The organism is endosymbiont of unidentified scaly snail isolate Monju, from assembly GCF_000801295.1.
Taxonomy (GTDB): Bacteria; Pseudomonadota; Gammaproteobacteria; order Chromatiales; family Chromatiaceae; genus MONJU.
In genome coordinates this window covers 1,294,988-1,313,869 of record NZ_AP012978.1, presented here as the reverse complement: position 1 = coordinate 1,313,869, position 18,882 = coordinate 1,294,988, and the positions used below count along the sequence as shown (strand labels likewise).

Here is an 18,882-nt window from a genome sequence, read left to right as displayed (position 1 = left end):
TCGAGGCCGTTTCTGCCGGCATTGCATCGCATCGAGCATCCATGACCACACCGATCACCTTGGCGTTGGACGCGATGGGCGGCGACTTCGGTCCCTCCGTCGTGGTGCCGGCGGCGGTCGCCTTTGCTCGCAAGCAACCGGACTGCCACCTGGTGCTGGTGGGGCAGGAGGAGAAGATCCGTGAGCACCTGCCCGGGGGTGAGCCGTCCGCGCAGCTCTCGATCGTGCACGCCTCGCAGGTGGTAGGCATGGATGAGCCGCCGGCCAATGCCCTGCGCGGCAAGAAGGACTCGTCCATGCGCGTGGCCATCAACCTGGTCAAGTCGGGCGAGGCCGATGCCTGTGTCAGCGCCGGCAATACCGGGGCGCTGATGGCCACCGCGCGCTTCGTGCTCAAGACCATCCCGGGGGTAGACCGGCCGGCCATCATCACCGCCTTGCCGGCGATCGACGGGCGTACCTGGGTGCTGGATCTGGGTGCCAACATCGATTCTTCGGCGGAGCACCTGATGCAGTTTGCGGTGATGGGGTCCGAGTTGGTGACCGCGGTCGAGGGGATCGAGTCTCCCACCGTGGGCCTGCTGAACATCGGCGCCGAGGAGATCAAGGGCGTGGAATCGGTCAAGCAGGCGCACCAGCTGCTGCGCGCCAGCGCCCTGAACTACATCGGTTATGTCGAGGGAGACGACATCTACACCCGCGAGGGACTGGATATCGTGGTTACCGACGGCTTCATCGGCAACGTGGCGCTCAAGAGCAGCGAGGGCGTGGCCAAGATGATCCGCCACTTCCTCGGCGTGGAGTTTCGCCGCAACCCGCTGACCCGCTTGGCGGCCCTGGTCGCCCTGCCGGTGCTTGGCAACTTGAAGAAACGCATCGACCCGCGCCGTTACAACGGCGCTTCGTTGCTCGGCCTGCGCGGCATCGTGGTCAAGAGCCACGGTGGCGCCGATCGCTTCTCGTTCGAGAACGCCATCGGCATCGCGCGCAAGGAGGTCGAGGCCGACATTGCCGGGCGTATCACCGAGACGGTGGCCGCGCAACTGCAACAGAAGGCCAGCGCATGAGCCCCCGTTTCGCCCGCATCACCGGCACCGGCAGCTACCTGCCGGAGAAGATCCTCACCAATCACGACCTCGAGAAGATGGTCGCGACTTCGGACGAGTGGATCCGCGAGCGCACCGGTATCGTCAAGCGTCACATTGCCGCGGACGACGAGACCACCTGCGACCTGGCCGAGCATGCCGCACGGCGTGCCCTGGCCGCCGCCGGGCGCGATCCTGGCGAGGTCGACCTGATCGTGCTGGCGACCACCACGCCGGACAAGATCTTTCCCAGCACCGCCTGCCTGTTGCAGGCGCGATTGGGCAACCACGGTGCCACGGCCTTCGACATACAGGCGGTGTGTACCGGTTTCATCTATGCCCTGGGCGTGGCCGAGAAGTTCATACGCTCGGGCACTCACCGCTGTGCCCTGGTGATTGGCGCCGAGACCTTCTCACGTCTGATCGACTGGACCGACCGCGGCACCTGCGTGCTGTTCGGCGACGGCGCCGGGGCAGTGGTGCTCGAGGCCGCCGACGAGCCGGGCATCCTCTCCACCCACCTGCACGCCGACGGCAGTTACGAGGAACTGCTGCACGTGCCCGGCGGGGTATCGCGTGGTTTCGATATCGCGCTGGAGGCGGGTGATCCCCGCTACGCCCAGATGCGCGGCAACGAGGTGTTCAAGATGGCGGTGCGCACCCTGGGGCGTATCGTGGACGAGACGCTCGAGGCCAACGGCCTGAAGAAGTCCGACATCGACTGGCTGGTGCCGCACCAGGCCAACATCCGCATCATCAGTGCCACGGCGCGCAAGCTCGACATGTCGATGGACAAGGTGGTGGTCACCGTTGACCAGCACGGCAACACCTCGGCCGCCTCGGTGCCGCTGGCGCTGGACACTGCGGTGCGCGATGGGCGTATCCAGCGCGGCGAGACCCTGTTGCTCGAGGCTTTCGGTGGCGGTTTTACCTGGGGTTCGGCCTTGCTGAAGTTCTGAGAGAGTTCGCCATGAGTTTTGCAATCGTGTTTCCCGGCCAGGGTTCGCAGTCGGTGGGCATGCTGGCCGACCTGGCCGCCGCCTTCCCGCAAGTGCGCGAAACCTTCGAGGAGGCCTCCGACGCTATCGGCACCGACTTGTGGGCGCTGAGCCAGGAAGGTCCGGCCGAAGACCTCAACCGTACCGAGAACACTCAGCCGGCGATGCTCAGTGCGGGTATCGCGGTGTGGCGGATCTGGCAGGACCAGGAAGGGGCGCAGCCTGTCATGCTCGCCGGCCACAGCCTTGGCGAGTATTCCGCGCTGGTCGCCGCCGGGGTGCTGGCCTTTGCCGACGCGGTGCGCCTGGTACGCGAACGCGGTCGCCTGATGCAGGCCGCGGTGCCGGCGGGCGAGGGCGCCATGGCCGCTATCCTCGGCCTGGACGACGACCAGGTGCGTGCCATCTGCGCCGAGGCCGCGCAGGGCGAGGTGGCCGAGGCAGTCAATTTCAATTCGCCGGGGCAGGTGGTGATCGCGGGCAACGCCGCGGCCATCGCGCGTGCGGTCGAGGCGGCCAAGGCCGCGGGTGCCCGGCGCGCGCTGCCGCTGGACGTCTCGGTGCCCTCGCACTGCGCGCTGATGCAGGACGCTGCCGCCGCGCTGCGCGAGGCCATGAACGACATCACCTTCGCGGTGCCGCAGATCCCGGTATTGCATAATGTCTCGGTGGCCACCGCCGACAATCCCGACGCCATCCGCGAGCTGCTCGCGCAGCAGCTCTACAGCCCGGTGCGCTGGGTGGAGACGGTGCGCGCCATGGCGGAGCAGGGCGTGGACACCCTCATCGAGGCCGGTCCCGGCAAGGTGCTGAGCGGCCTGTGCAAGCGCATCGACAAGCAGATTGCGGCCCTGCCGGTGTATGACGGGGCGACGCTCGACAAGGCTCTGGAGAAGATCAATGGCTGAACAGAAGATTGCACTGGTCACCGGCGCCAGCCGGGGAATCGGCAGGGCCATTGCCCTGCGCCTGGGCGCCGACGGCCTGACCGTGATCGGCACCGCCACCTCGGACAAGGGTGCCGAGGCCATCGCCGCCATGTTGTCGGAGGCCGGCGTTCCCGGCACCGGCATGCGCCTGGACGTGGCCGACGATGCCTCGGTGGAGGCCGTGCTCAAGTCCATCGCCGAGCAGTTCGGCACGGTCACTGTGCTGGTCAACAATGCCGGCATCACCCGCGACAACCTGCTGATGCGCATGAAGCCTGAAGAGTGGCAGGCGGTGATCGACACCAATCTCAGCTCGCTCTACCGCGTGTGCAAGGCCTGTCTGCGGCCGATGATGAAGGCCAGGACCGGGCGCATCATCAACATCGCCTCGGTGGTCGGCGCCAGCGGCAATGCGGGCCAGACCAACTATGCGGCGGCCAAGGCCGGGATGATCGGTTTCACCAAGTCGCTGGCACAGGAGATCGGCTCGCGCGGCATCACCGTCAACGCGGTAGCGCCCGGTTTCATTGACACCGACATGACCCGCGAGCTGCCCGAGGCGCAGCGCGAGGCGCTGCTCTCGGCCATTCCGATGGGTCGCCTGGGACAACCCGAGGAGATCGCCGCGGCGGTGGCCTTCCTGGCCTCGGACGAGGCTGGCTATGTGACCGGCACCACGCTGCACGTCAACGGCGGCATGTACATGGCTTGAGGAACAGTGCGTAACGCATTGTAGGCAAAGGACATTGATTCAACCCCGGCCGAATTGGCAAGGCTCTATGACAGGGGCGAATTTGCACATACAATACGGCCTCATCGCGTGAGCATGGGATCACGCATATCTGGAGGAACGAACCAAAATGAGCACTATCGAAGAACGCGTCAAGAAGATTGTTGTGGAGCAGCTGGGTGTCAGCGAGGACGAGGTCACCAACGAGGCCTCTTTCGTGGACGATCTGGGCGCGGACTCCCTGGACACCGTCGAGCTGGTGATGGCCCTGGAAGAGGAATTCGAGACCGAGATTCCCGACGAGGAAGCCGAAAAGATCACCACGGTGCAACAGGCCATCGACTACGTCACTGCCCACAGCAGCTGAGCGTAGCGATAGTACCCGTTCGAGGCCGCACGGAACCCGCGTTCCGTGCGGCCTTGTTGACATTCCGATCAAGCGCATCGCGAGGCCTGCCCCCTGATGTCTGGTTACAAATCCGAACGACGAGTGGTCATCACCGGCCTGGGCCTGATCTCCCCGGTCGGCCAGGACGTGGCCACGGGCTGGGAGAACATCCTGGCCGGCAAGAGTGGCATCCAGCCGATCACGCATTTCGACATCGAACCCTTCAGTGTCCACTTCGGTGGTCCCATCTACGGCTTCGACGTCGAGAAGTACATCTCGAAGAAGGAAGCCCGCAAGATGGACGCCTTCATCCACTACGGCATCGCTGCCGGGGTGCAGGCCATCCAGGACAGCGGCATCGAGATCACCGACGAGAACCGGCGTCGCATCGGCGTGTCCATCGGTTCGGGCATCGGCGGCATCACCGGCATCGAGAATGCCTATGGCGCCTATCTCAAGGGCGGGCCGCGCAAGATCTCCCCGTTCTTCGTGCCGGCCAACATCATCAACATGGTCTCGGGCAACCTGTCGATCATGTTCGGCCTCAAGGGAGCGAATGTGTCGCTGGTCTCGGCCTGCGCCACCGGCACCCACAGCATCGGTGATGCCATGCGCATGATCCAGTACGGCACCGTGGACGTGATGGTCGCCGGTGGTGCCGAGATGGCCACCTCGCCGGTCGGGCTGGGGGGCTTCGCCGCGGCGCGTGCCCTGTCCACGCGCAACGACGACCCGCAGGCCGCCAGTCGCCCCTGGGACCGCGACCGTGACGGCTTCGTGCTCAGCGACGGTGCGGGCGTGGTGGTGATCGAGGAACTGGAACACGCCAAGGCCCGGGGTGCCACCATCTACTGCGAGGTCGTGGGTACGGCCATGAATGCCGACGCCTATCACATGACCTCGCCCTCGCCGGGCGGCGAAGGCGCGGCGGAATGCATGCGCATGGCCCTCGAGGACGCTGCCATCAACCCCGAAGAGGTCGATTACATCAATGCCCACGGCACCTCGACCCCGGCCGGCGACGTGGCCGAGACCAAGGCGGTCAAGCGCGCCTTTGGCGATCACGCCTACAAGCTGGCAGTCAGTTCCACCAAGTCCATGACCGGCCACATGCTGGGGGCCGCGGGTGGTGCCGAGGCGGTGTTCACCGCGCTGGCCATTCGCGACCAGGTGATGCCGCCCACCATCAACCTCGACAACCCCGACGAGGAGTGCGACCTGGACTATGTGCCGCACACCGCGCGCGAGGCGAAGATCGAGGTGGCCATCTCCAACTCCTTCGGCTTCGGCGGCACCAACGGCACGCTGGTCCTGCGTCGCTTCGACGGCTGAGCCCGCCCGCGCCATGCCGGGGCACGCGCTGCTCGATGGCGAACCGGCCCCGGCAGGGGCCTTCGCCGATCGCGCCTGTCAGTTTGGCGACGGCCTGTTCGAGACCCTGGCCGTGGTGGACGGCCAACCCTGCCTCTGGTGCTTGCATGCCGAACGATTGAGCGAAGGCTGCGCGCGCCTTGGACTCCCCCGACCCGATACCGCCTTGCTGCTGGACGAGGCACGCCGTCTGTGTGCCGGTCGTGAGCGCGGCGTGCTCAAGATCGTGCTCTCCGCCGGGCGCTCGCAACGCGGTTATGCGCGTGACCCGGATGCGGCACCGGTGCGCTGGCTGCAATGCACGGCCTGGCCGGAACAGGGGGCGCTGGCCCATACCGCGCCATTGCGGCTGTACAGCTGTCGCCTGCGCCTGGCTCACCAACCCCGGCTGGCGGGCATCAAGCACCTCAATCGCCTCGAGCAGGTGCTGGCGCGAAGCGAACTGCCGCCGGAGGCCGACGAAGGCGTGCTGTGCGACCCGCAAGGCCGCGCTGTCGAGGCCATCGCTGCCAACCTGCTGGTCTATCTTGACGGCCAGTGGCTCACCCCGCCGCTGGATGAATGCGGTGTGGCGGGTACCGTACGCCGCTTGCTGCTCGAATCGGCCCTGCCGGTCCACGTCGAGTCCGTGCCGCACGCGAGACTGTTTGCCGCAGACGGTCTCTTTCTGACCAGTGCCCTGTTGGGCATTCGTCCGGTGGCCAGCCTCGATGGCCATACCTTTGCGCTGCAGGAGCGGCCGCCGGAACTGGAGGCCGTGCACCGTGCCGCGTTTCGCTTTGCCGGAGAAACTGCATGCAACGACTGATTGGTCTGCTCGTCTTCTGTGCCGCCCTGGTGGCCGGCTGGTACTGGATGAGCTACCAGCGCTTTCTCGAGACCCCGCTTGTCGTGCCCGAACAGGGGCTGGTGCTGAAGGTTGAACGCGGCACCTCCCTGCAGGCACTGGCCCGTCGCCTGCAGGGTGAGGGGGTGCTCGCCGACGCGCGCCTGCTCTACTGGCACGCGCGCTGGCACGAGTTGGCGCACCGTATCCGCGCCGGCGAGTTCCTGGTCCCGCCAGGCACCACCCCGCCAGGCCTGTTGAAGATCCTGATCGAGGGCCGGCCGGTCGAGTACCGCCTGACCCTGCTCGAGGGCTGGAATTTCCGCCAGGTGATGACCGCCATCGCGCGTGACCCGGTACTGCGCAAGACCCTCGAGGACGCCGCGCCCGAGGTGGTGATGCAGGCGCTGGGTCATGCAGGCGAGCACCCGGAAGGGCGCTTCTTTCCCGACACCTACAGCTTTCCGCGCGGTACCAGCGACCGTGACCTGCTGGCGCGCGCCTACCGGCGCATGCAGCAGGTACTGGCCGAGGAGTGGGCGCAACGTGCCGAGGACATCGCGGTGAAGACACCGGAAGAGGCGCTCATCCTCGCTTCCATCATCGAGAAGGAGACCGGGGTGCCTGAAGAGCGCGCGCGCATCGCCGGTGTCTTCACCCGGCGGCTGAAGAAGGGCATGAAACTGCAGACCGATCCCACCGTGATCTACGGTATGGGGGAACGTTATGATGGCAACATCCGCCGACGTGATCTGCGCGAGGACACACCCTACAACACCTATGTCCACCGGGGCTTGCCGCCGACGCCAATCTGCATGCCGGGGCGCGAGGCCATTCACGCGGCCCTGCACCCGGCACCGGGGGATGCCCTGTACTTCGTGGCGCGGGGCGATGGCACCCATGTCTTCTCGGCCACGCTCGAGGAACACAATGCGGCGGTACGCAAGTACCAGTTGAAGCGATGAACGACAGGGGCGCATTCATCACCATCGAGGGTATCGAGGGCGCGGGCAAGACCACCTGCATGGGCGTGGTCGCCGAGCGCATCGCGGCGGCCGGCATCGGCCTGCTGCAGACCCGTGAACCCGGCGGCACCCCGCTGGGCGAGGACCTGCGCGCCCTGTTGCTGGGGCATCGCCATGAGGGGGTGTCCAGCGACACCGAGTTGTTGCTGATGTTCGCCGCGCGCGCAGAGCACCTGGCGGCGCGCATCCGCCCGGCGCTGGACGCTGGCGACTGGGTGTTGTGCGACCGTTTCACCGACGCGACCTATGCCTACCAGGGAGCAGGAAGGGGTATCCCCGAAGCGCGTATCGCTGCCCTGGAGGAATGGGTGCAGGGCGACCTGCGGCCCGATCTGACGCTGCTGATGGACCTGCCCGTGACGCTGGGGCTGGAACGCGCCGGCAAGCGCTCCGCGCCCGACCGTTTCGAGCGCGAGGCCCAGGCCTTTTTCGAGCGTGTGCGCGAGGGCTACCTGCGGATTGCCCGTGAACAGCCGCAGCGGGTGCGGGTGGTGGACGCAGCGCGCCCCCTGGCCGAGGTGAGCGCGGAGATCGCCCGCCTGGTCGACGACTTCATCCAGGCCCGACGCCATGGCACTGCCTGAGAATCTGCTACCCTGGCATGCCGATCCCTGGGCACGATTGCTCGCCAGTCGTCGCGCCGACCGTCTGCCGCACGCCCTGTTGCTCACGGGGCCCGCCGGCGTGGGCAAGCAGGTCTTCGCCGACCACCTGGCTGCCGCCCTGGTGTGCGAGGCCCCGGCGCTGGAGGCGCAGCCCTGCGGCCGGTGTCAGGCTTGTCGCCTGGCCGCCGACGGCACCCATCCCGACGTGCATCGGGTGGTGCCGGCCGAGGAGGGCAAACCGATTCGTATCGACGCTATCCGCGAATTGATCGGGCAAAGCAGCCTGACCACGGCGGGACAGGGTATGCTGGTGTTCGTGATTTCGCCGGCCGAAGCCATGAACCGCGCCGCCGCCAATGCCCTGCTCAAGACCCTGGAGGAGCCGAGCGGTGCCAGCTGTCTGATCCTGGTCTCCTCTGCGCCGCATCGTCTGCCGGCGACCATCCGCAGCCGCTGCCAGGAGGTGGCGTTTCGGCCTGTTCCCCGCGAACAGGCGCGGGAGTGGCTGGCCGAGCGTGCCGGTGGTGGCGATGTCGATGCCGCACTGGATGCCGCCGGGGGGGCACCGCTGCTGGCACAGTCACTGCTCGAGACAGGGGGGCTCGAGCGTCTGCACCGACTGGCCGACGAGTTGATCGGGCTGGGGCAGCGTCGCGCCGAGCCGCTGGAAGTGGCTCAGGTCTGGGCCGAGCGGCCGATAACACAACAGCTGGCCGATTTGCGCCGGGTGATCTTCGATCTGGCGAGATTGTGCGTGACCGATGCCGCCAATAATGTGGAATTGTACCTCGGTGGCAAGCGGATGGATTTGCAAAACCTTGCTAAAGACATAAACTTGCAAAAAATATTTCATTTCAAGGATGAGATCGACCGCCTGGAGCGATTGGCGAGCCATAATCTCAATCCGCAGATGATGATGGAAAAACTGGTCAACGACTGGCTGAGGCTCACCCGACCGGAGAAACATTGATGGCTGCCCCCCGCGCTCGACAGGGCATCCTGTCTCTGACCATCAAGGACAAGCATGCGCTCTATGCTGCGTACATGCAGTTCGTCAAGAATGGCGGTCTGTTCATTCCAACCAGCAAGCCCTACAAGTTGGGCGACGAGGTGTTCATGCTGCTCAGCCTGATGGACGAGAGCGAGCGTCTGCCGGTTGCGGGCAAGATCATCTGGATCACCCCGGTGGGCGCCGAGGGCAACCGCGCGGCCGGTATCGGGGTGCAGTTCTCCGACCAGGACAACGGCGTGGCGCGCAACAAGATCGAGGGCTACCTGGCCGGCATGCTCAAGTCGGACAAGGCCACCCACACCATGTAAGCTGGCGGGCGCCCGGCCCGCAGCAGGATTCCCGATGTTTGTCGATTCCCATTGTCATCTCGATCGTATCGATCTGACGCCCCACGAGGGCGATTTCTCGCGCATGATGGCCGCCAACCGTGAGGCCGGGGTGGAGCGCATGCTGTGCGTGTCCATCGATCTCGAGTCCTATCCGGCAATGCGCGAGCTGGTCGAACCGCACGAGGAGGTGCTGGTCTCGGTTGGAGTGCATCCCTGCGATGCCGATCGCCGTACGCCCACGGTCGCTGAACTGGTGGCGCTGGCCGACGATCCGCGCAATGTCGCCATCGGTGAGACCGGTCTGGACTACTTTCGTGCCGAGGGCGACCTGGACTGGCAGCGCGAGCGGTTCCGCATTCACATCCGCGCCGCGCGCGAGACGGGCAAGCCACTGATCATCCACACCCGCGAGGCGCGCGAGGACACGCTGCGCATCCTCGAAGAGGAAAACGCGGCCGAAGTCGGCGGGGTGATGCACTGCTTCACCGAGACCTGGGAGATGGCCGAGGCGGCCATGGCCATGGGGTTCTACATCTCGTTTTCCGGGATCGTCACCTTCAAGAACGCCGAGGCACTGCGCGAGGTGGCTCGACGGGTGCCGCTCGATCGCCTATTGATCGAGACCGACTCGCCCTACCTGACGCCGGTGCCATATCGCGGCAAGCCCAACGAACCCCGCTACGTGGCGCAGGTGGCCGAGACCATTGCCGGGTTGCGCGGTCTGGATACGGCCGAGGTGGCGCGCCTGAGCAGTGCCAATTTCGATCGGCTGTTCCTGCGAGGCTGATCATCACGAGGCATGCCATTGCAGATACGCACGGAGGCGTGACATGCAGACCCTTCAGATTCATATCGGGCCGTCGCGGCAGGGGCGCCGCGTGGTGTTCGTTGTCGCTGCCCTGGTGCCCGCCCTGTTGGCCAGCACCCGTATCGAGGCACGCCTGTTCATTGGCCTGGCCTGGAGTCTGGCGCTGTTCTGGTGGTGGCGCAACACGCCGGGCCTGGGCGGTCCCGAAGTGCAACTCTGGCAGGTGAAGGAAGGCTGGCGCCTGCACCGGGGCAGCGGAGAGCCCGTCCCGATCACCGGCCTGCGTCGCGGCTGGGTGTCGGCATGGCTGGCCAGTGGCGAGTTGATGACGCCGGTTGGCCCGGTGCGGCTGGTCGTGCCGGCCGACAGTACCGATCCCGAAGATCATCGTGCCCTGCGCCGGCTGTTGCTCGCGGGGTTGCCGGTGGAATCCGGCGAGACTCAGTCTACCGAGCTTCGGGGAACATAGTTGTCCGGTATCAGCACCGTGGGGTGTGCCTGGTTGGGATCGGTCTCGGGGAAGTCGATGTTGTAGTGCAGACCGCGGCTCTCGCGGCGGCGCAGCGCCGACTGCACGATCAGATCGGCGACCTCGACCAGGTTACGCAGCTCCAGCAGGTCGTTGGAGACCCGGAAGTTGCCGTAATACTCGTCGATCTCGTGGCGCAGCAGGTCCACCCGTCGCCGCGCACGGGCCAGGCGCTTGTTGCTGCGCACGATGCCGACGTAGTCCCACATGAAGCGGCGCAGTTCCTCCCAGTTGTGCGACACCACCACCTCCTCGTCGGAATCGGTGACCCGGCTTTCGTCCCAGGCGGGCACCCGAGGTGCATCGTCGGCCTCGTCCAGGCGTTGCAGGATGCGTTCGAGCGCCAGTTCGCCATACACCAGGCACTCGAGCAAGGAGTTGCTGGCCATGCGGTTGGCCCCGTGCAGGCCGGTATAGGCGGTCTCGCCGATGGCGAACAGGCCGGGGATGTCGGTCTCGCCATGGGTGTCCACGCGCACCCCGCCGCAGGTGTAGTGTGCCGCGGGGACCACCGGTAGCGGTTCCTTGCGCATGTCGAAACCCAGTTCCAGGCAGCGGGCATGGATGGTGGGGAAATGTTCCTCGACGAAGGCCGCCGGCTTGTGACTGATGTCGAGATAGACGCAGTCGGTGCCCAGGCGTTTCATTTCGTGGTCGATGGCGCGCGCCACGATGTCGCGTGGAGCCAGCTCGGCGCGCTCGTCGAAGCGCGGCATGAAGCGCGTGCCGTCGGGCAACAGCAGGCGGCCACCTTCACCGCGCACGGCCTCGCTGATGAGAAAGGACTTGGCCTGCGGGTGGTAGAGACAGGTCGGGTGGAACTGGATGAATTCCATGTTGACTATACGGCAGCCGGCGCGCCAGGCCATGGCGATGCCGTCGCCAGTCGCCACATCGGGATTGCTGGTATAGAGATAGACCTTGGCTGCCCCGCCGGTGGCCAGTACCACGGTGCGCGCCGGCGCGGCCACCACCCGGTCACGTTGCAGGTCGAGCAGATAGGCACCCGTGCAGCGGGGCTCGCGGCCGCGCTCGCGCACCCGGGTGACGTCGACCGCGATGTGATGCTCGAGGATCGTCACGTTGGACCGTTGCCGCACCTGTTCGACCAGCGTGGTCTCCACCGCGCGGCCGGTGGCGTCGGCGGCGTGTACCACGCGGCGGTGGCTATGACCGCCCTCGCGGGTGAGATGGAACTCGGAATCGCCGGTTGGTGGTTCCTGGGTGAAGGCTACCCCTTGCTCGGCCAGCCAGCGGATGGCCGCCGGGCCACGTTTGACCACGGTACGCACCACGTCTTCCTGGCACAGGCCGCCACCGGCCTTGAGGGTGTCGCGCACATGCGATTCCAGGGAGTCGGATGAGTCCAGCACCGCCGAGATGCCGCCCTGGGCGTACAGGGTATTGCCTTCGACGAGTTCGCGCTTGGAGACCACGGTACAGCGCACCTGCTCGGGCAGGCGCAGCGCCAGGCTGAGGCCGGCGGCGCCGCTGCCGATGATCAGGACGTCCGTGGTCGGTAGGGTGTCGGTCATGCGGTTGGTCCCGGTAAATTCGGTCTGAAGGGGAGTTTATCGGGCGGGAGGACAGTGTGCATCCGCCAGCCGGTTCGCCCCCCGGGCTGGGGAAACAGTATCATGCGCCCATGTGCAGGATCGGAACATCGAACTGGAACTTTTCGCGCCTGGTTGCCCGCCGGCCTGAACTTGTGCGTCCGTCGTCTGTCCATAGGGCAAGAAGGGTAGTGCCGGCGGCCGGGGAGCGTCCGCGATGACTTCCGACAGGGATGCCGACCAGGTCCTGGTCGAGCGGGTGCAGAAGGGTGACAAGAAGGCTTTCGACCTGCTCGTCCTGAAGTACCAGCAGAAGGTGGCCAACCTGATCAGTCGCTACATCCGGGACCCGTCCGAGGTGCTGGACGTGACCCAGGAGGCCTTCATCAAGGCCTACCGGGCCTTGCCGAAGTTTCGTGGTGACAGCGCCTTCTATACCTGGCTGTATCGGGTGGCGATCAATACCGCCAAGAACCACCTGGCGGCGCAGGCACGTCGGCCACCACAGGACGACATCGAGGCGCAGACGGCGGAACAGACCGATATAGGGGGGCGGCTCAAGGAGTTTGACACCCCCGAGCGACTGGCCTTGCAGGACGAGATCGCCCGCGCCATCAAGCAGGCGGTGGACGATCTGCCCGAGGAACTGCGAATGGCGATCACCTTGCGCGAGCTCGAGGGTCTGAGCTATGAAGAGATCGCCCAGGCAATGGACTGCCCCATCGGTACAGTGCGTTCGCGGATCTTCCGCGCGCGTGAGGCGATAGACAAGAAGATCAAACCTCTGTTGGGTGCATGACATGAACACGAAACGGGATCTGGCTGGAGACGAGCGTTACGGAGAACGGCTTTCCGCCTTTCTCGACGGCGAGTTGTCGGCGCGCGAGATGGAACGCATGGCCGCGGAACTGGCTGGCGATCGCGGCGCGCGCCAGCGTTACGAACGCTATGCCCAGGTCGCGGCGCACATTGCCGGCGACGGTTATTCGCGGGTCGATGCCAGCGGCATCGCCGAGCGCGTGAGCCAGGCCCTGAATGATGAGCCCGCCATCCTGGCACCCCGTCAATGGCGTGATGCCTTGCGTGTGCCGCGGCTGGCCCTGGGTGCGGCCCTGGCGGCCGGTGTGGCGGTGCTGGCGGTCGCGGTGGCGCCACAGATGATCGGCATACAGGAGTCGGCGCCCCTCCTGCCCGAGACCCAGACCTTTGCCTTCGCGCCGCACCTGAGCGTGCCGGCCGACGGTTTCCGCACCGTATCCCTGCAGACCCTGCCGGTGTATCGTCGGCCCCTGGCCGCAGAGCGCGCCGCCACCCAGCCGGTGATGGCGGGACACTGGAAGACGCTCAAGCCGGCAATGCGCGAGAAACTGGTGCGCTACCTGTTGCAGCACAACGAGGTGGCCGGCCAGATCGCGGCCCAGCAGCCCAGTGCGCACCTGAGTTTCGTCAGCAATCAGCATGATCGTCCCTGAACTTACTGAGACAACCATAGGTAAAGCAACGCTCAGAGCGCTCTGCCTGTTCCGGATCAAGGCGCGGCCCGCAGGCAATGGCAGGCCCTTGGCAAGGGCTTGTGGTTGTCTCGGTATGCGTTCCCTGCTGCTGCCGGTCCTGTTGTTGGCGTTGGCATTGCCGCCGCTCTCGGTGGCCGGGGAAGCCGACGATGCCGCTGACTGGTTCGCACGCATGCGCCAGGCAGTGCACGGTACCGATTACGAGGGACGTTTCGTCTACCAGGTCGGTGAACAACTCGATGGCATGTACGTGGTCCACCGCGTGCGTGACGGCCACGAGCTGGAGCGCCTGGTGGCGCTGGACGGCGAGCCCAAGCAGGTGATCCGTGGACAGCAGGGCGTTGCCTGCCTGGAACCGCGCAGTCGGCACATCAGTGTGGTCGGCAACCGTGCCGGCATCCTGGACCGCAATGCGCCCGACTTTGCACACCTGCGCAAATTCTACGAATTCGTCTTGCTCGGCCCGGTGCGCGCTGCCGGACGGCAGGCACGGCGTCTCGAGATTCGCCCGCGCGACCATCTGCGTTTCGGTTATCGCATCGACCTCGATGAGGCCACGGCACTGCCGTTGCGCTCGGTGATGCTCGAACGCGATGGCTGCGTGCGTTCGCAGACCCTGTTTGTCGATCTCAAGACCGGCCGTCACGTCACCCCCATCGAGATGGGCATCTCGGCCCTGGAGTTGACCCGCATGCCGCCCAGGGCTGGAGAGGCTGCCGAGGCCGCGCCGCTGGTCGACTGGCAGTTCCGTGGCCTGCCGGCTGGTTTCCGCCTGATCACCCAGGGCAGCGTGGGCGAGGGCGCGCAGCACTATGTCTTCACCGATGGCCTGGCCTCGGTATCGCTCTATATTGAACCCAGTCACGACAAGGAGCCGGTGCTCAACGGCTTCTCGCGCATCGGCGCCACCGAGGCCTTTGGCATGGTCCGGGATGGCTACCAGCTGGTGGCCGTTGGCGAGGTGCCACGCGCTACCTTGCGTCAGATTGCGAACACGCCGGAACCGAGATGATCGAGCAGCACGCCCGTGTGGTCGCCATCGAGGGAGATATCGCTCTCTTGCACACCGAGGGCCAGTCGGCCTGCGGGAGCTGCCAGGCGAACAGCACCTGCGGGACTGGCCTGCTGGCGAAACTCTTTCCCACCCGTGCACGGCAACCGCTGCGCCTGCCGATCGATCACCTGGCCCGTCGTCCCCTGCCTGGCCAACGGGTGGTGCTGGGGATCGACGAGGATTACCTGCAACGCAACACCTTGCTGCTGTATGCCGTGCCGTTGCTGGGGCTGCTGGGTGGGGCCATTCTCGGGGACCTGTCGAGTGCCGGTGATACGGCAGGGGGCGGCTCGGAACTCGCGGCCATCTTCGGCGGTCTATTCGGCTTGACGGCGGCAATCTTCTGGGTCCGCTGGCGCAGCCATTGCGCCACTGCCCGCCTCGCACACTCGGTGCGTATCCTGCGGGTCGAGCCCGGTGTGCAGACCGTGGCGATCAGGGACCTTGGTCTGCATGCCTGATCCACTCCCTGCCGCACAACGATATCAACGAACAAACAAGGAAAAGCATCATGTCGAAGACGATTCGCATTCTTTCGATCGGGGTGTTGCTGGTCGGCTGGATGGCGCTCGGCCAGGCGTTCGCCGGCAAGCTGCCGGACTTTACCGATCTGACGCGCGAGAACAGCCCGGCGGTGGTCAACATCAGCACCCATCGCGAGGCCAAGACGACCGGCAAACCGCGATTCCCGCATCAGTTCAAGATCCCGGACCTGCCGGAAGACAGCCCCTTCAATGACCTGTTACGCCGTTTCTTCGAGGGCATTCCCAACATGCCCATGCCGGAGCCGGACATGCAGTCCCTCGGTTCGGGGTTCATCATCTCGGAAGACGGCTACATCCTGACCAACCGGCACGTGATCGACGGTGCTGACACGGTGGAGGTGCGCCTGAGCGATCGCCGGGTGTTCGACGCCAAGGTGATCGGCAGCGACAAGGCCAGTGACGTGGCGCTGATCAAGATCGAGGCTGACAACCTGCCTACGGTGAAGATCGGCAAGTCGAGCGAGCTGGAGGTGGGCGAATGGGTGCTGGCCATCGGGTCGCCCTTTGGCTTCGACCACAGCGTGACCGCCGGTATCGTCTCGGCCAAGGGGCGCAGCCTGCCGAGCGAGAACTATGTGCCGTTCATTCAGACCGACGTGGCCATCAATCCCGGCAACTCGGGCGGTCCGCTGATCAACATGGACGGCGAGGTCGTAGGCATCAACTCGCAGATCTACAGCCGCACTGGCGGTTTCATGGGGCTGTCCTTCGCCATCCCCATCGAGCTGGCGATGAACGTGGCCGAGCAGCTGCGCAAGACCGGTCACGTGTCGCGTGGCTACCTGGGGGTGCTCATCCAGGATGTGGATCGCAACCTGGCCGAATCCTTCGGGCTGAAGCAGCCGCAGGGCGCCCTGGTCACGCAGGTCATGCAGGGCACCCCGGCCGAGAGGGCCGGTCTGCAGCCGGGTGACATCATCGTCGAGTTCAATGGCGCGCCGATCAAGCGTTCGGGCGAACTGCCGCCGCTGGTCGGTGCCAGCTCGGTGGACAAGGATGCCACCCTTACCATCATCCGTGACGGGAAACGCATGCCGGTCAAGGTGCGCATCGCCGAGCTGCCGGAAGAGGCCATGAACGCCAGCGCCGGCGGCGGCCAGCGCGTCGATCCCGATCGCATCGGCCGTCTGGGCGCTGTGGTGGTGGACCTGACGCCCGAGGCGCGCAAGCGTGCCAAGCTGCCGGTGGGCGGCGCCCTGATCACCCAGGTCGAAGACGAAGGCCCGGCGCGTGAGGCCGGCCTGATGCGCGGTGACGTGATCCGCATGTTTGACCGCAAGAAGGTCGAGAGTGCGGCGCACCTGCGCAAGCTGGTGAAAGAGGCGAAGGGCACCGTGGCGGCACTGATCCTGCGTGACGGCCAGCCGTTGTTCGTCGCCATCCGTCTGAATGACTGAGGACAGCCTCGTCCTCTATTACCGCGAAGGCTGCCATCTCTGCGAGGAGATGGCAGCCTTGCTGTTTCGCGGCTGGCCACACCTGGCCGAGCGCCTGTCCTGGCGCGACGTGGACAGCGACGCGCAGTGGCGGGAACGTTATGGTCTGAAGGTGCCGGTATTGTGCCTGAACGACGAGACGATCTGCGAATATTTCGCCGATATCGAGCGGCTTTCCGCGCGTTTCGGCGCGCCGGCGAATCCGCTATAATCGGCCCTTCGATGGCCTGCGCCAGGCGCGCGGAATTTCCGTCCGGGGGTTCCGTTTTTTCTGTCCGGCCGAAGGCCTCCACCGAACAGCCAGACAGCAGTCTTTCATGACCGACCTCAGTCACATCCGCAACTTTTCCATCATCGCGCACATCGACCATGGCAAGTCGACCACCGCCGACCGCTTCATCCAGATCTGCGGCGGGCTGTCGGAGCGCGAAATGGAGTCCCAGGTGCTCGACTCGATGGACCTGGAGCGCGAGCGTGGCATCACCATCAAGGCACAGTCGGTCACGCTGAACTACACCGCGCGCAACGGCGAGACCTACCAGCTCAATTTCATCGACACCCCGGGGCACGTGGACTTTTCCTACGAGGTCTCGCGCTCGCTGGCCGCCTGCGAGGGCGCGCTGCTGGTGGTGGACGCCGCGCAGGGCGTGGAGGCGCAGAGCGTGGCCAACTGTTACACCGCCATCGAGCAGGGGCTCGAGGTGTTGCCGGTGCTCAACAAGATCGATCTGCCCTCGGCCGAGCCGGAGCGGGTGATTCAGGAGATCGAGGAGATCATCGGCATCGAGGCAGGCGATGCGCTGAAGGTGAGCGCGAAGACGGGCGAGGGCATCCCGGACCTGCTCGAGGCGCTGGTCGAGCACGTGCCGCCGCCCAAGGGTGACCGGGATGCGCCCCTGCAGGCGCTGATCATCGATTCCTGGTTCGACCCCTACGTGGGCGTGATCTCGCTGATCCGCGTGGTCAACGGCGAGATCCGGCCCAAGAACAAGATGCACGTGATGTCCATCGGGCGCACCTTTCAGGTCGAGAAGGTCGGGGTGTTCACACCCAAGCGCGAGGAGCGCAAGGTACTCTCGACCGGCGAGGTCGGCTTCGTGATCGCCGGTATCAAGGAGATCGACGGCGCGCCCGTAGGCGACACCATCACCCTGGCCGACAACCGTGCTGCCGAGCCTCTGCCGGGGTTCCAGGAGATGCGCCCGCGGGTGTTCGCGGGGCTCTATCCGATCAGCTCGGACGACTACGAGGCTTTCCGCGAGGCCCTGCACAAGCTCAGGCTCAACGATGCCGCGCTGCACTTCGAACCCGAGACCTCGCAGGCGCTGGGCTTCGGTTTCCGCTGCGGTTTCCTCGGCATGCTGCACATGGAGATCGTTCAGGAGCGCCTGGAGCGTGAATACGATCTCGAGCTGATCACCACCGCCCCGACCGTTATCTACGAGGTGGCGCTCAACGACGGCAGCGTGATCCTGATCGACAATCCGGCCGATCTGCCCGACCCAGCGCGCATCGACGAGATCCGCGAGCCCATCATCTCGGCCAACATCCTGGTGCCGCAGAACTACCTGGGCAACGTCATCAACCTGTGTATCGAGAAGCGTGGGGTACAGAAGAACATGCAGTACCTGGGCGGGCAGGTGCAGCTCACCTACGATCTGCCGCTCAACGAGGTAGTGCTCGATTTCTTCGACCGCCTCAAGTCGGTGAGCCGGGGCTATGCGTCTTTCGAATACGAGTTCAAGCGCTTCCAGCCGTCGAAGCTGGTGAAACTCGACATTCTCATCAACGGCGAGCGTGTGGATGCCCTGTCGCTGATCGTGCATCGCGATCATGCTGAATCGCGCGGTCGCGAATTGACCGAGAAGATGAAGGAGATCATCCCGCGGCAGATGTTCGAGGTGGCCATCCAGGCAGCGATCGGCAGCAAGATCATCGCGCGCTCCACGGTCAAGGCGCTGCGCAAGAACGTGACCGCCAAGTGCTACGGCGGCGACATCACCCGCAAGCGCAAGCTGCTGGAAAAACAGAAGGCCGGCAAGAAACGCATGAAACAGGTGGGCCGGGTGGAGATCCCGCAGGAGGCCTTCCTCGCCGTGCTGCACGTGGGCAAGGACAACAAGTAGGCGGGACGCCGCCTGGGGA

At 65.7% G+C, this 18,882-nt stretch carries 21 protein-coding genes; 20 read left to right on the top strand and 1 reads right to left on the bottom strand.

Annotation, left to right across the window (positions count from 1 at the left end):
- Positions 1-41 precede the first annotated feature (41 nt).
- From plsX to EBS_RS06200, 13 genes are all read left to right on the top strand, one after another.
- Positions 42-1,067: a phosphate acyltransferase PlsX gene (gene plsX / locus EBS_RS06260; protein WP_043107824.1), complete on the top strand. Its 1,026-nt coding sequence runs from the start codon at positions 42-44 to the stop codon at positions 1,065-1,067.
- The gene (locus EBS_RS06255; RefSeq protein ID WP_043107822.1) at positions 1,064-2,044 is read left to right on the top strand and encodes a beta-ketoacyl-ACP synthase III; all 981 of its coding nucleotides are present in this window, start codon (positions 1,064-1,066) and stop codon (positions 2,042-2,044) included. Before plsX ends, EBS_RS06255 begins: the two co-directional genes overlap by 4 nt.
- An 11-nt stretch (positions 2,045-2,055) precedes the next feature.
- Positions 2,056-2,991: an ACP S-malonyltransferase gene (fabD, locus tag EBS_RS06250; RefSeq protein ID WP_043107821.1), complete on the top strand. Its 936-nt coding sequence runs from the start codon at positions 2,056-2,058 to the stop codon at positions 2,989-2,991.
- A complete protein-coding gene (fabG, locus tag EBS_RS06245) occupies positions 2,984-3,724 on the top strand; it encodes a 3-oxoacyl-ACP reductase FabG (RefSeq protein ID WP_043107820.1) in 741 nt (246 codons plus the stop codon). The genes fabD and fabG overlap by 8 nt, the downstream gene beginning before the upstream one ends.
- A 148-nt stretch (positions 3,725-3,872) precedes the next feature.
- Positions 3,873-4,109, top strand: coding sequence for an acyl carrier protein (acpP, locus tag EBS_RS06240; protein WP_043107819.1), 237 nt, complete (start codon positions 3,873-3,875; stop codon positions 4,107-4,109).
- Positions 4,110-4,205: 96 nt separating this feature from the next.
- Positions 4,206-5,462 (top strand): beta-ketoacyl-ACP synthase II, encoded by a 1,257-nt coding sequence (gene fabF, locus EBS_RS06235; protein WP_043107817.1) that lies wholly within the window; start codon positions 4,206-4,208, stop codon positions 5,460-5,462.
- A 13-nt stretch (positions 5,463-5,475) separates the two neighbouring features.
- Positions 5,476-6,309 (top strand): aminodeoxychorismate lyase, encoded by an 834-nt coding sequence (pabC, locus tag EBS_RS06230; protein WP_052199360.1) that lies wholly within the window; start codon positions 5,476-5,478, stop codon positions 6,307-6,309.
- On the top strand, positions 6,297-7,292 hold the full coding sequence (mltG, locus tag EBS_RS06225) for an endolytic transglycosylase MltG (protein WP_043107816.1): 996 nt from the start codon (positions 6,297-6,299) through the stop codon (positions 7,290-7,292). Before pabC ends, mltG begins: the two co-directional genes overlap by 13 nt.
- The gene (gene tmk, locus EBS_RS06220; protein WP_043107814.1) at positions 7,289-7,936 is read left to right on the top strand and encodes a dTMP kinase; all 648 of its coding nucleotides are present in this window, start codon (positions 7,289-7,291) and stop codon (positions 7,934-7,936) included. The genes mltG and tmk overlap by 4 nt, the downstream gene beginning before the upstream one ends.
- Positions 7,923-8,927, top strand: coding sequence for a DNA polymerase III subunit delta' (locus EBS_RS06215; protein WP_052199359.1), 1,005 nt, complete (start codon positions 7,923-7,925; stop codon positions 8,925-8,927). The genes tmk and EBS_RS06215 overlap by 14 nt, the downstream gene beginning before the upstream one ends.
- Complete coding sequence (locus tag EBS_RS06210) at positions 8,927-9,277, top strand: PilZ domain-containing protein (RefSeq protein ID WP_043107811.1); 351 nt, start codon at positions 8,927-8,929, stop codon at positions 9,275-9,277. Before EBS_RS06215 ends, EBS_RS06210 begins: the two co-directional genes overlap by 1 nt.
- 34 nt (positions 9,278-9,311) lie before the next feature.
- Positions 9,312-10,085: a TatD family hydrolase gene (locus EBS_RS06205; RefSeq protein ID WP_043107809.1), complete on the top strand. Its 774-nt coding sequence runs from the start codon at positions 9,312-9,314 to the stop codon at positions 10,083-10,085.
- 43 nt (positions 10,086-10,128) lie between these two features.
- Positions 10,129-10,575 carry a hypothetical protein gene (locus EBS_RS06200; protein ID WP_043107807.1) on the top strand — a complete coding sequence of 149 codons (447 nt, stop codon included), beginning with the start codon at positions 10,129-10,131 and terminating at the stop codon, positions 10,573-10,575.
- On the opposite strand, the gene nadB is transcribed toward EBS_RS06200, so the two are convergent.
- Positions 10,548-12,170, bottom strand: a complete 1,623-nt coding sequence (gene nadB / locus EBS_RS06195) for an L-aspartate oxidase (RefSeq protein WP_043107806.1) — start codon at positions 12,168-12,170, stop codon at positions 10,548-10,550. The two genes, EBS_RS06200 and nadB, sit on opposite strands and share 28 nt — an antisense overlap.
- Before the next feature lie 235 nt (positions 12,171-12,405).
- Between nadB and rpoE the strand changes: the two genes are divergently transcribed.
- From rpoE to lepA, 7 genes are all read left to right on the top strand, one after another.
- A complete protein-coding gene (rpoE, locus tag EBS_RS06190) occupies positions 12,406-12,987 on the top strand; it encodes an RNA polymerase sigma factor RpoE (protein ID WP_043107805.1) in 582 nt (193 codons plus the stop codon).
- A 1-nt stretch (position 12,988) separates the two neighbouring features.
- The gene (locus EBS_RS06185; protein ID WP_043107804.1) at positions 12,989-13,660 is read left to right on the top strand and encodes a sigma-E factor negative regulatory protein; all 672 of its coding nucleotides are present in this window, start codon (positions 12,989-12,991) and stop codon (positions 13,658-13,660) included.
- Between the two features lie 115 nt (positions 13,661-13,775).
- A complete protein-coding gene (locus EBS_RS06180; RefSeq protein WP_043107803.1) occupies positions 13,776-14,714 on the top strand; it encodes a MucB/RseB C-terminal domain-containing protein in 939 nt (312 codons plus the stop codon).
- A complete protein-coding gene (locus EBS_RS06175) occupies positions 14,711-15,217 on the top strand; it encodes a SoxR reducing system RseC family protein (protein ID WP_052199358.1) in 507 nt (168 codons plus the stop codon). Before EBS_RS06180 ends, EBS_RS06175 begins: the two co-directional genes overlap by 4 nt.
- Positions 15,218-15,267: 50 nt before the next feature.
- Positions 15,268-16,698 carry a DegQ family serine endoprotease gene (locus EBS_RS06170; protein ID WP_043107802.1) on the top strand — a complete coding sequence of 477 codons (1,431 nt, stop codon included), beginning with the start codon at positions 15,268-15,270 and terminating at the stop codon, positions 16,696-16,698.
- Positions 16,691-16,948 (top strand): glutaredoxin family protein, encoded by a 258-nt coding sequence (locus EBS_RS06165; RefSeq protein ID WP_043107801.1) that lies wholly within the window; start codon positions 16,691-16,693, stop codon positions 16,946-16,948. Before EBS_RS06170 ends, EBS_RS06165 begins: the two co-directional genes overlap by 8 nt.
- 106 nt (positions 16,949-17,054) lie before the next feature.
- Positions 17,055-18,863 (top strand): translation elongation factor 4, encoded by a 1,809-nt coding sequence (gene lepA / locus EBS_RS06160; RefSeq protein WP_043107799.1) that lies wholly within the window; start codon positions 17,055-17,057, stop codon positions 18,861-18,863.
- The last annotated feature ends 19 nt before the right edge of the window (positions 18,864-18,882 follow it).

What these genes read in the sequence shown, in the direction of transcription:
- nadB (WP_043107806.1), bottom strand. Translation starts at nt 12,170, where the DNA reads ATGACCGACACCCTACCGACCACGGACGTCCTGATCATCGGCAGCGGC.
- EBS_RS06200 (WP_043107807.1), top strand. Translation starts at nt 10,129, where the DNA reads ATGCAGACCCTTCAGATTCATATCGGGCCGTCGCGGCAGGGGCGCCGC.
- fabF (WP_043107817.1), top strand. Translation starts at nt 4,206, where the DNA reads ATGTCTGGTTACAAATCCGAACGACGAGTGGTCATCACCGGCCTGGGC.
- fabD (WP_043107821.1), top strand. Translation starts at nt 2,056, where the DNA reads ATGAGTTTTGCAATCGTGTTTCCCGGCCAGGGTTCGCAGTCGGTGGGC.
- acpP (WP_043107819.1), top strand. Translation starts at nt 3,873, where the DNA reads ATGAGCACTATCGAAGAACGCGTCAAGAAGATTGTTGTGGAGCAGCTG.
- EBS_RS06205 (WP_043107809.1), top strand. Translation starts at nt 9,312, where the DNA reads ATGTTTGTCGATTCCCATTGTCATCTCGATCGTATCGATCTGACGCCC.
- tmk (WP_043107814.1), top strand. Translation starts at nt 7,289, where the DNA reads ATGAACGACAGGGGCGCATTCATCACCATCGAGGGTATCGAGGGCGCG.
- EBS_RS06185 (WP_043107804.1), top strand. Translation starts at nt 12,989, where the DNA reads ATGAACACGAAACGGGATCTGGCTGGAGACGAGCGTTACGGAGAACGG.
- fabG (WP_043107820.1), top strand. Translation starts at nt 2,984, where the DNA reads ATGGCTGAACAGAAGATTGCACTGGTCACCGGCGCCAGCCGGGGAATC.
- EBS_RS06170 (WP_043107802.1), top strand. Translation starts at nt 15,268, where the DNA reads ATGTCGAAGACGATTCGCATTCTTTCGATCGGGGTGTTGCTGGTCGGC.
- rpoE (WP_043107805.1), top strand. Translation starts at nt 12,406, where the DNA reads ATGACTTCCGACAGGGATGCCGACCAGGTCCTGGTCGAGCGGGTGCAG.
- mltG (WP_043107816.1), top strand. Translation starts at nt 6,297, where the DNA reads ATGCAACGACTGATTGGTCTGCTCGTCTTCTGTGCCGCCCTGGTGGCC.
- EBS_RS06210 (WP_043107811.1), top strand. Translation starts at nt 8,927, where the DNA reads ATGGCTGCCCCCCGCGCTCGACAGGGCATCCTGTCTCTGACCATCAAG.
- EBS_RS06165 (WP_043107801.1), top strand. Translation starts at nt 16,691, where the DNA reads ATGACTGAGGACAGCCTCGTCCTCTATTACCGCGAAGGCTGCCATCTC.
- EBS_RS06175 (WP_052199358.1), top strand. Translation starts at nt 14,711, where the DNA reads ATGATCGAGCAGCACGCCCGTGTGGTCGCCATCGAGGGAGATATCGCT.
- EBS_RS06255 (WP_043107822.1), top strand. Translation starts at nt 1,064, where the DNA reads ATGAGCCCCCGTTTCGCCCGCATCACCGGCACCGGCAGCTACCTGCCG.
- plsX (WP_043107824.1), top strand. Translation starts at nt 42, where the DNA reads ATGACCACACCGATCACCTTGGCGTTGGACGCGATGGGCGGCGACTTC.
- EBS_RS06215 (WP_052199359.1), top strand. Translation starts at nt 7,923, where the DNA reads ATGGCACTGCCTGAGAATCTGCTACCCTGGCATGCCGATCCCTGGGCA.
- EBS_RS06180 (WP_043107803.1), top strand. Translation starts at nt 13,776, where the DNA reads ATGCGTTCCCTGCTGCTGCCGGTCCTGTTGTTGGCGTTGGCATTGCCG.
- pabC (WP_052199360.1), top strand. Translation starts at nt 5,476, where the DNA reads ATGCCGGGGCACGCGCTGCTCGATGGCGAACCGGCCCCGGCAGGGGCC.
- lepA (WP_043107799.1), top strand. Translation starts at nt 17,055, where the DNA reads ATGACCGACCTCAGTCACATCCGCAACTTTTCCATCATCGCGCACATC.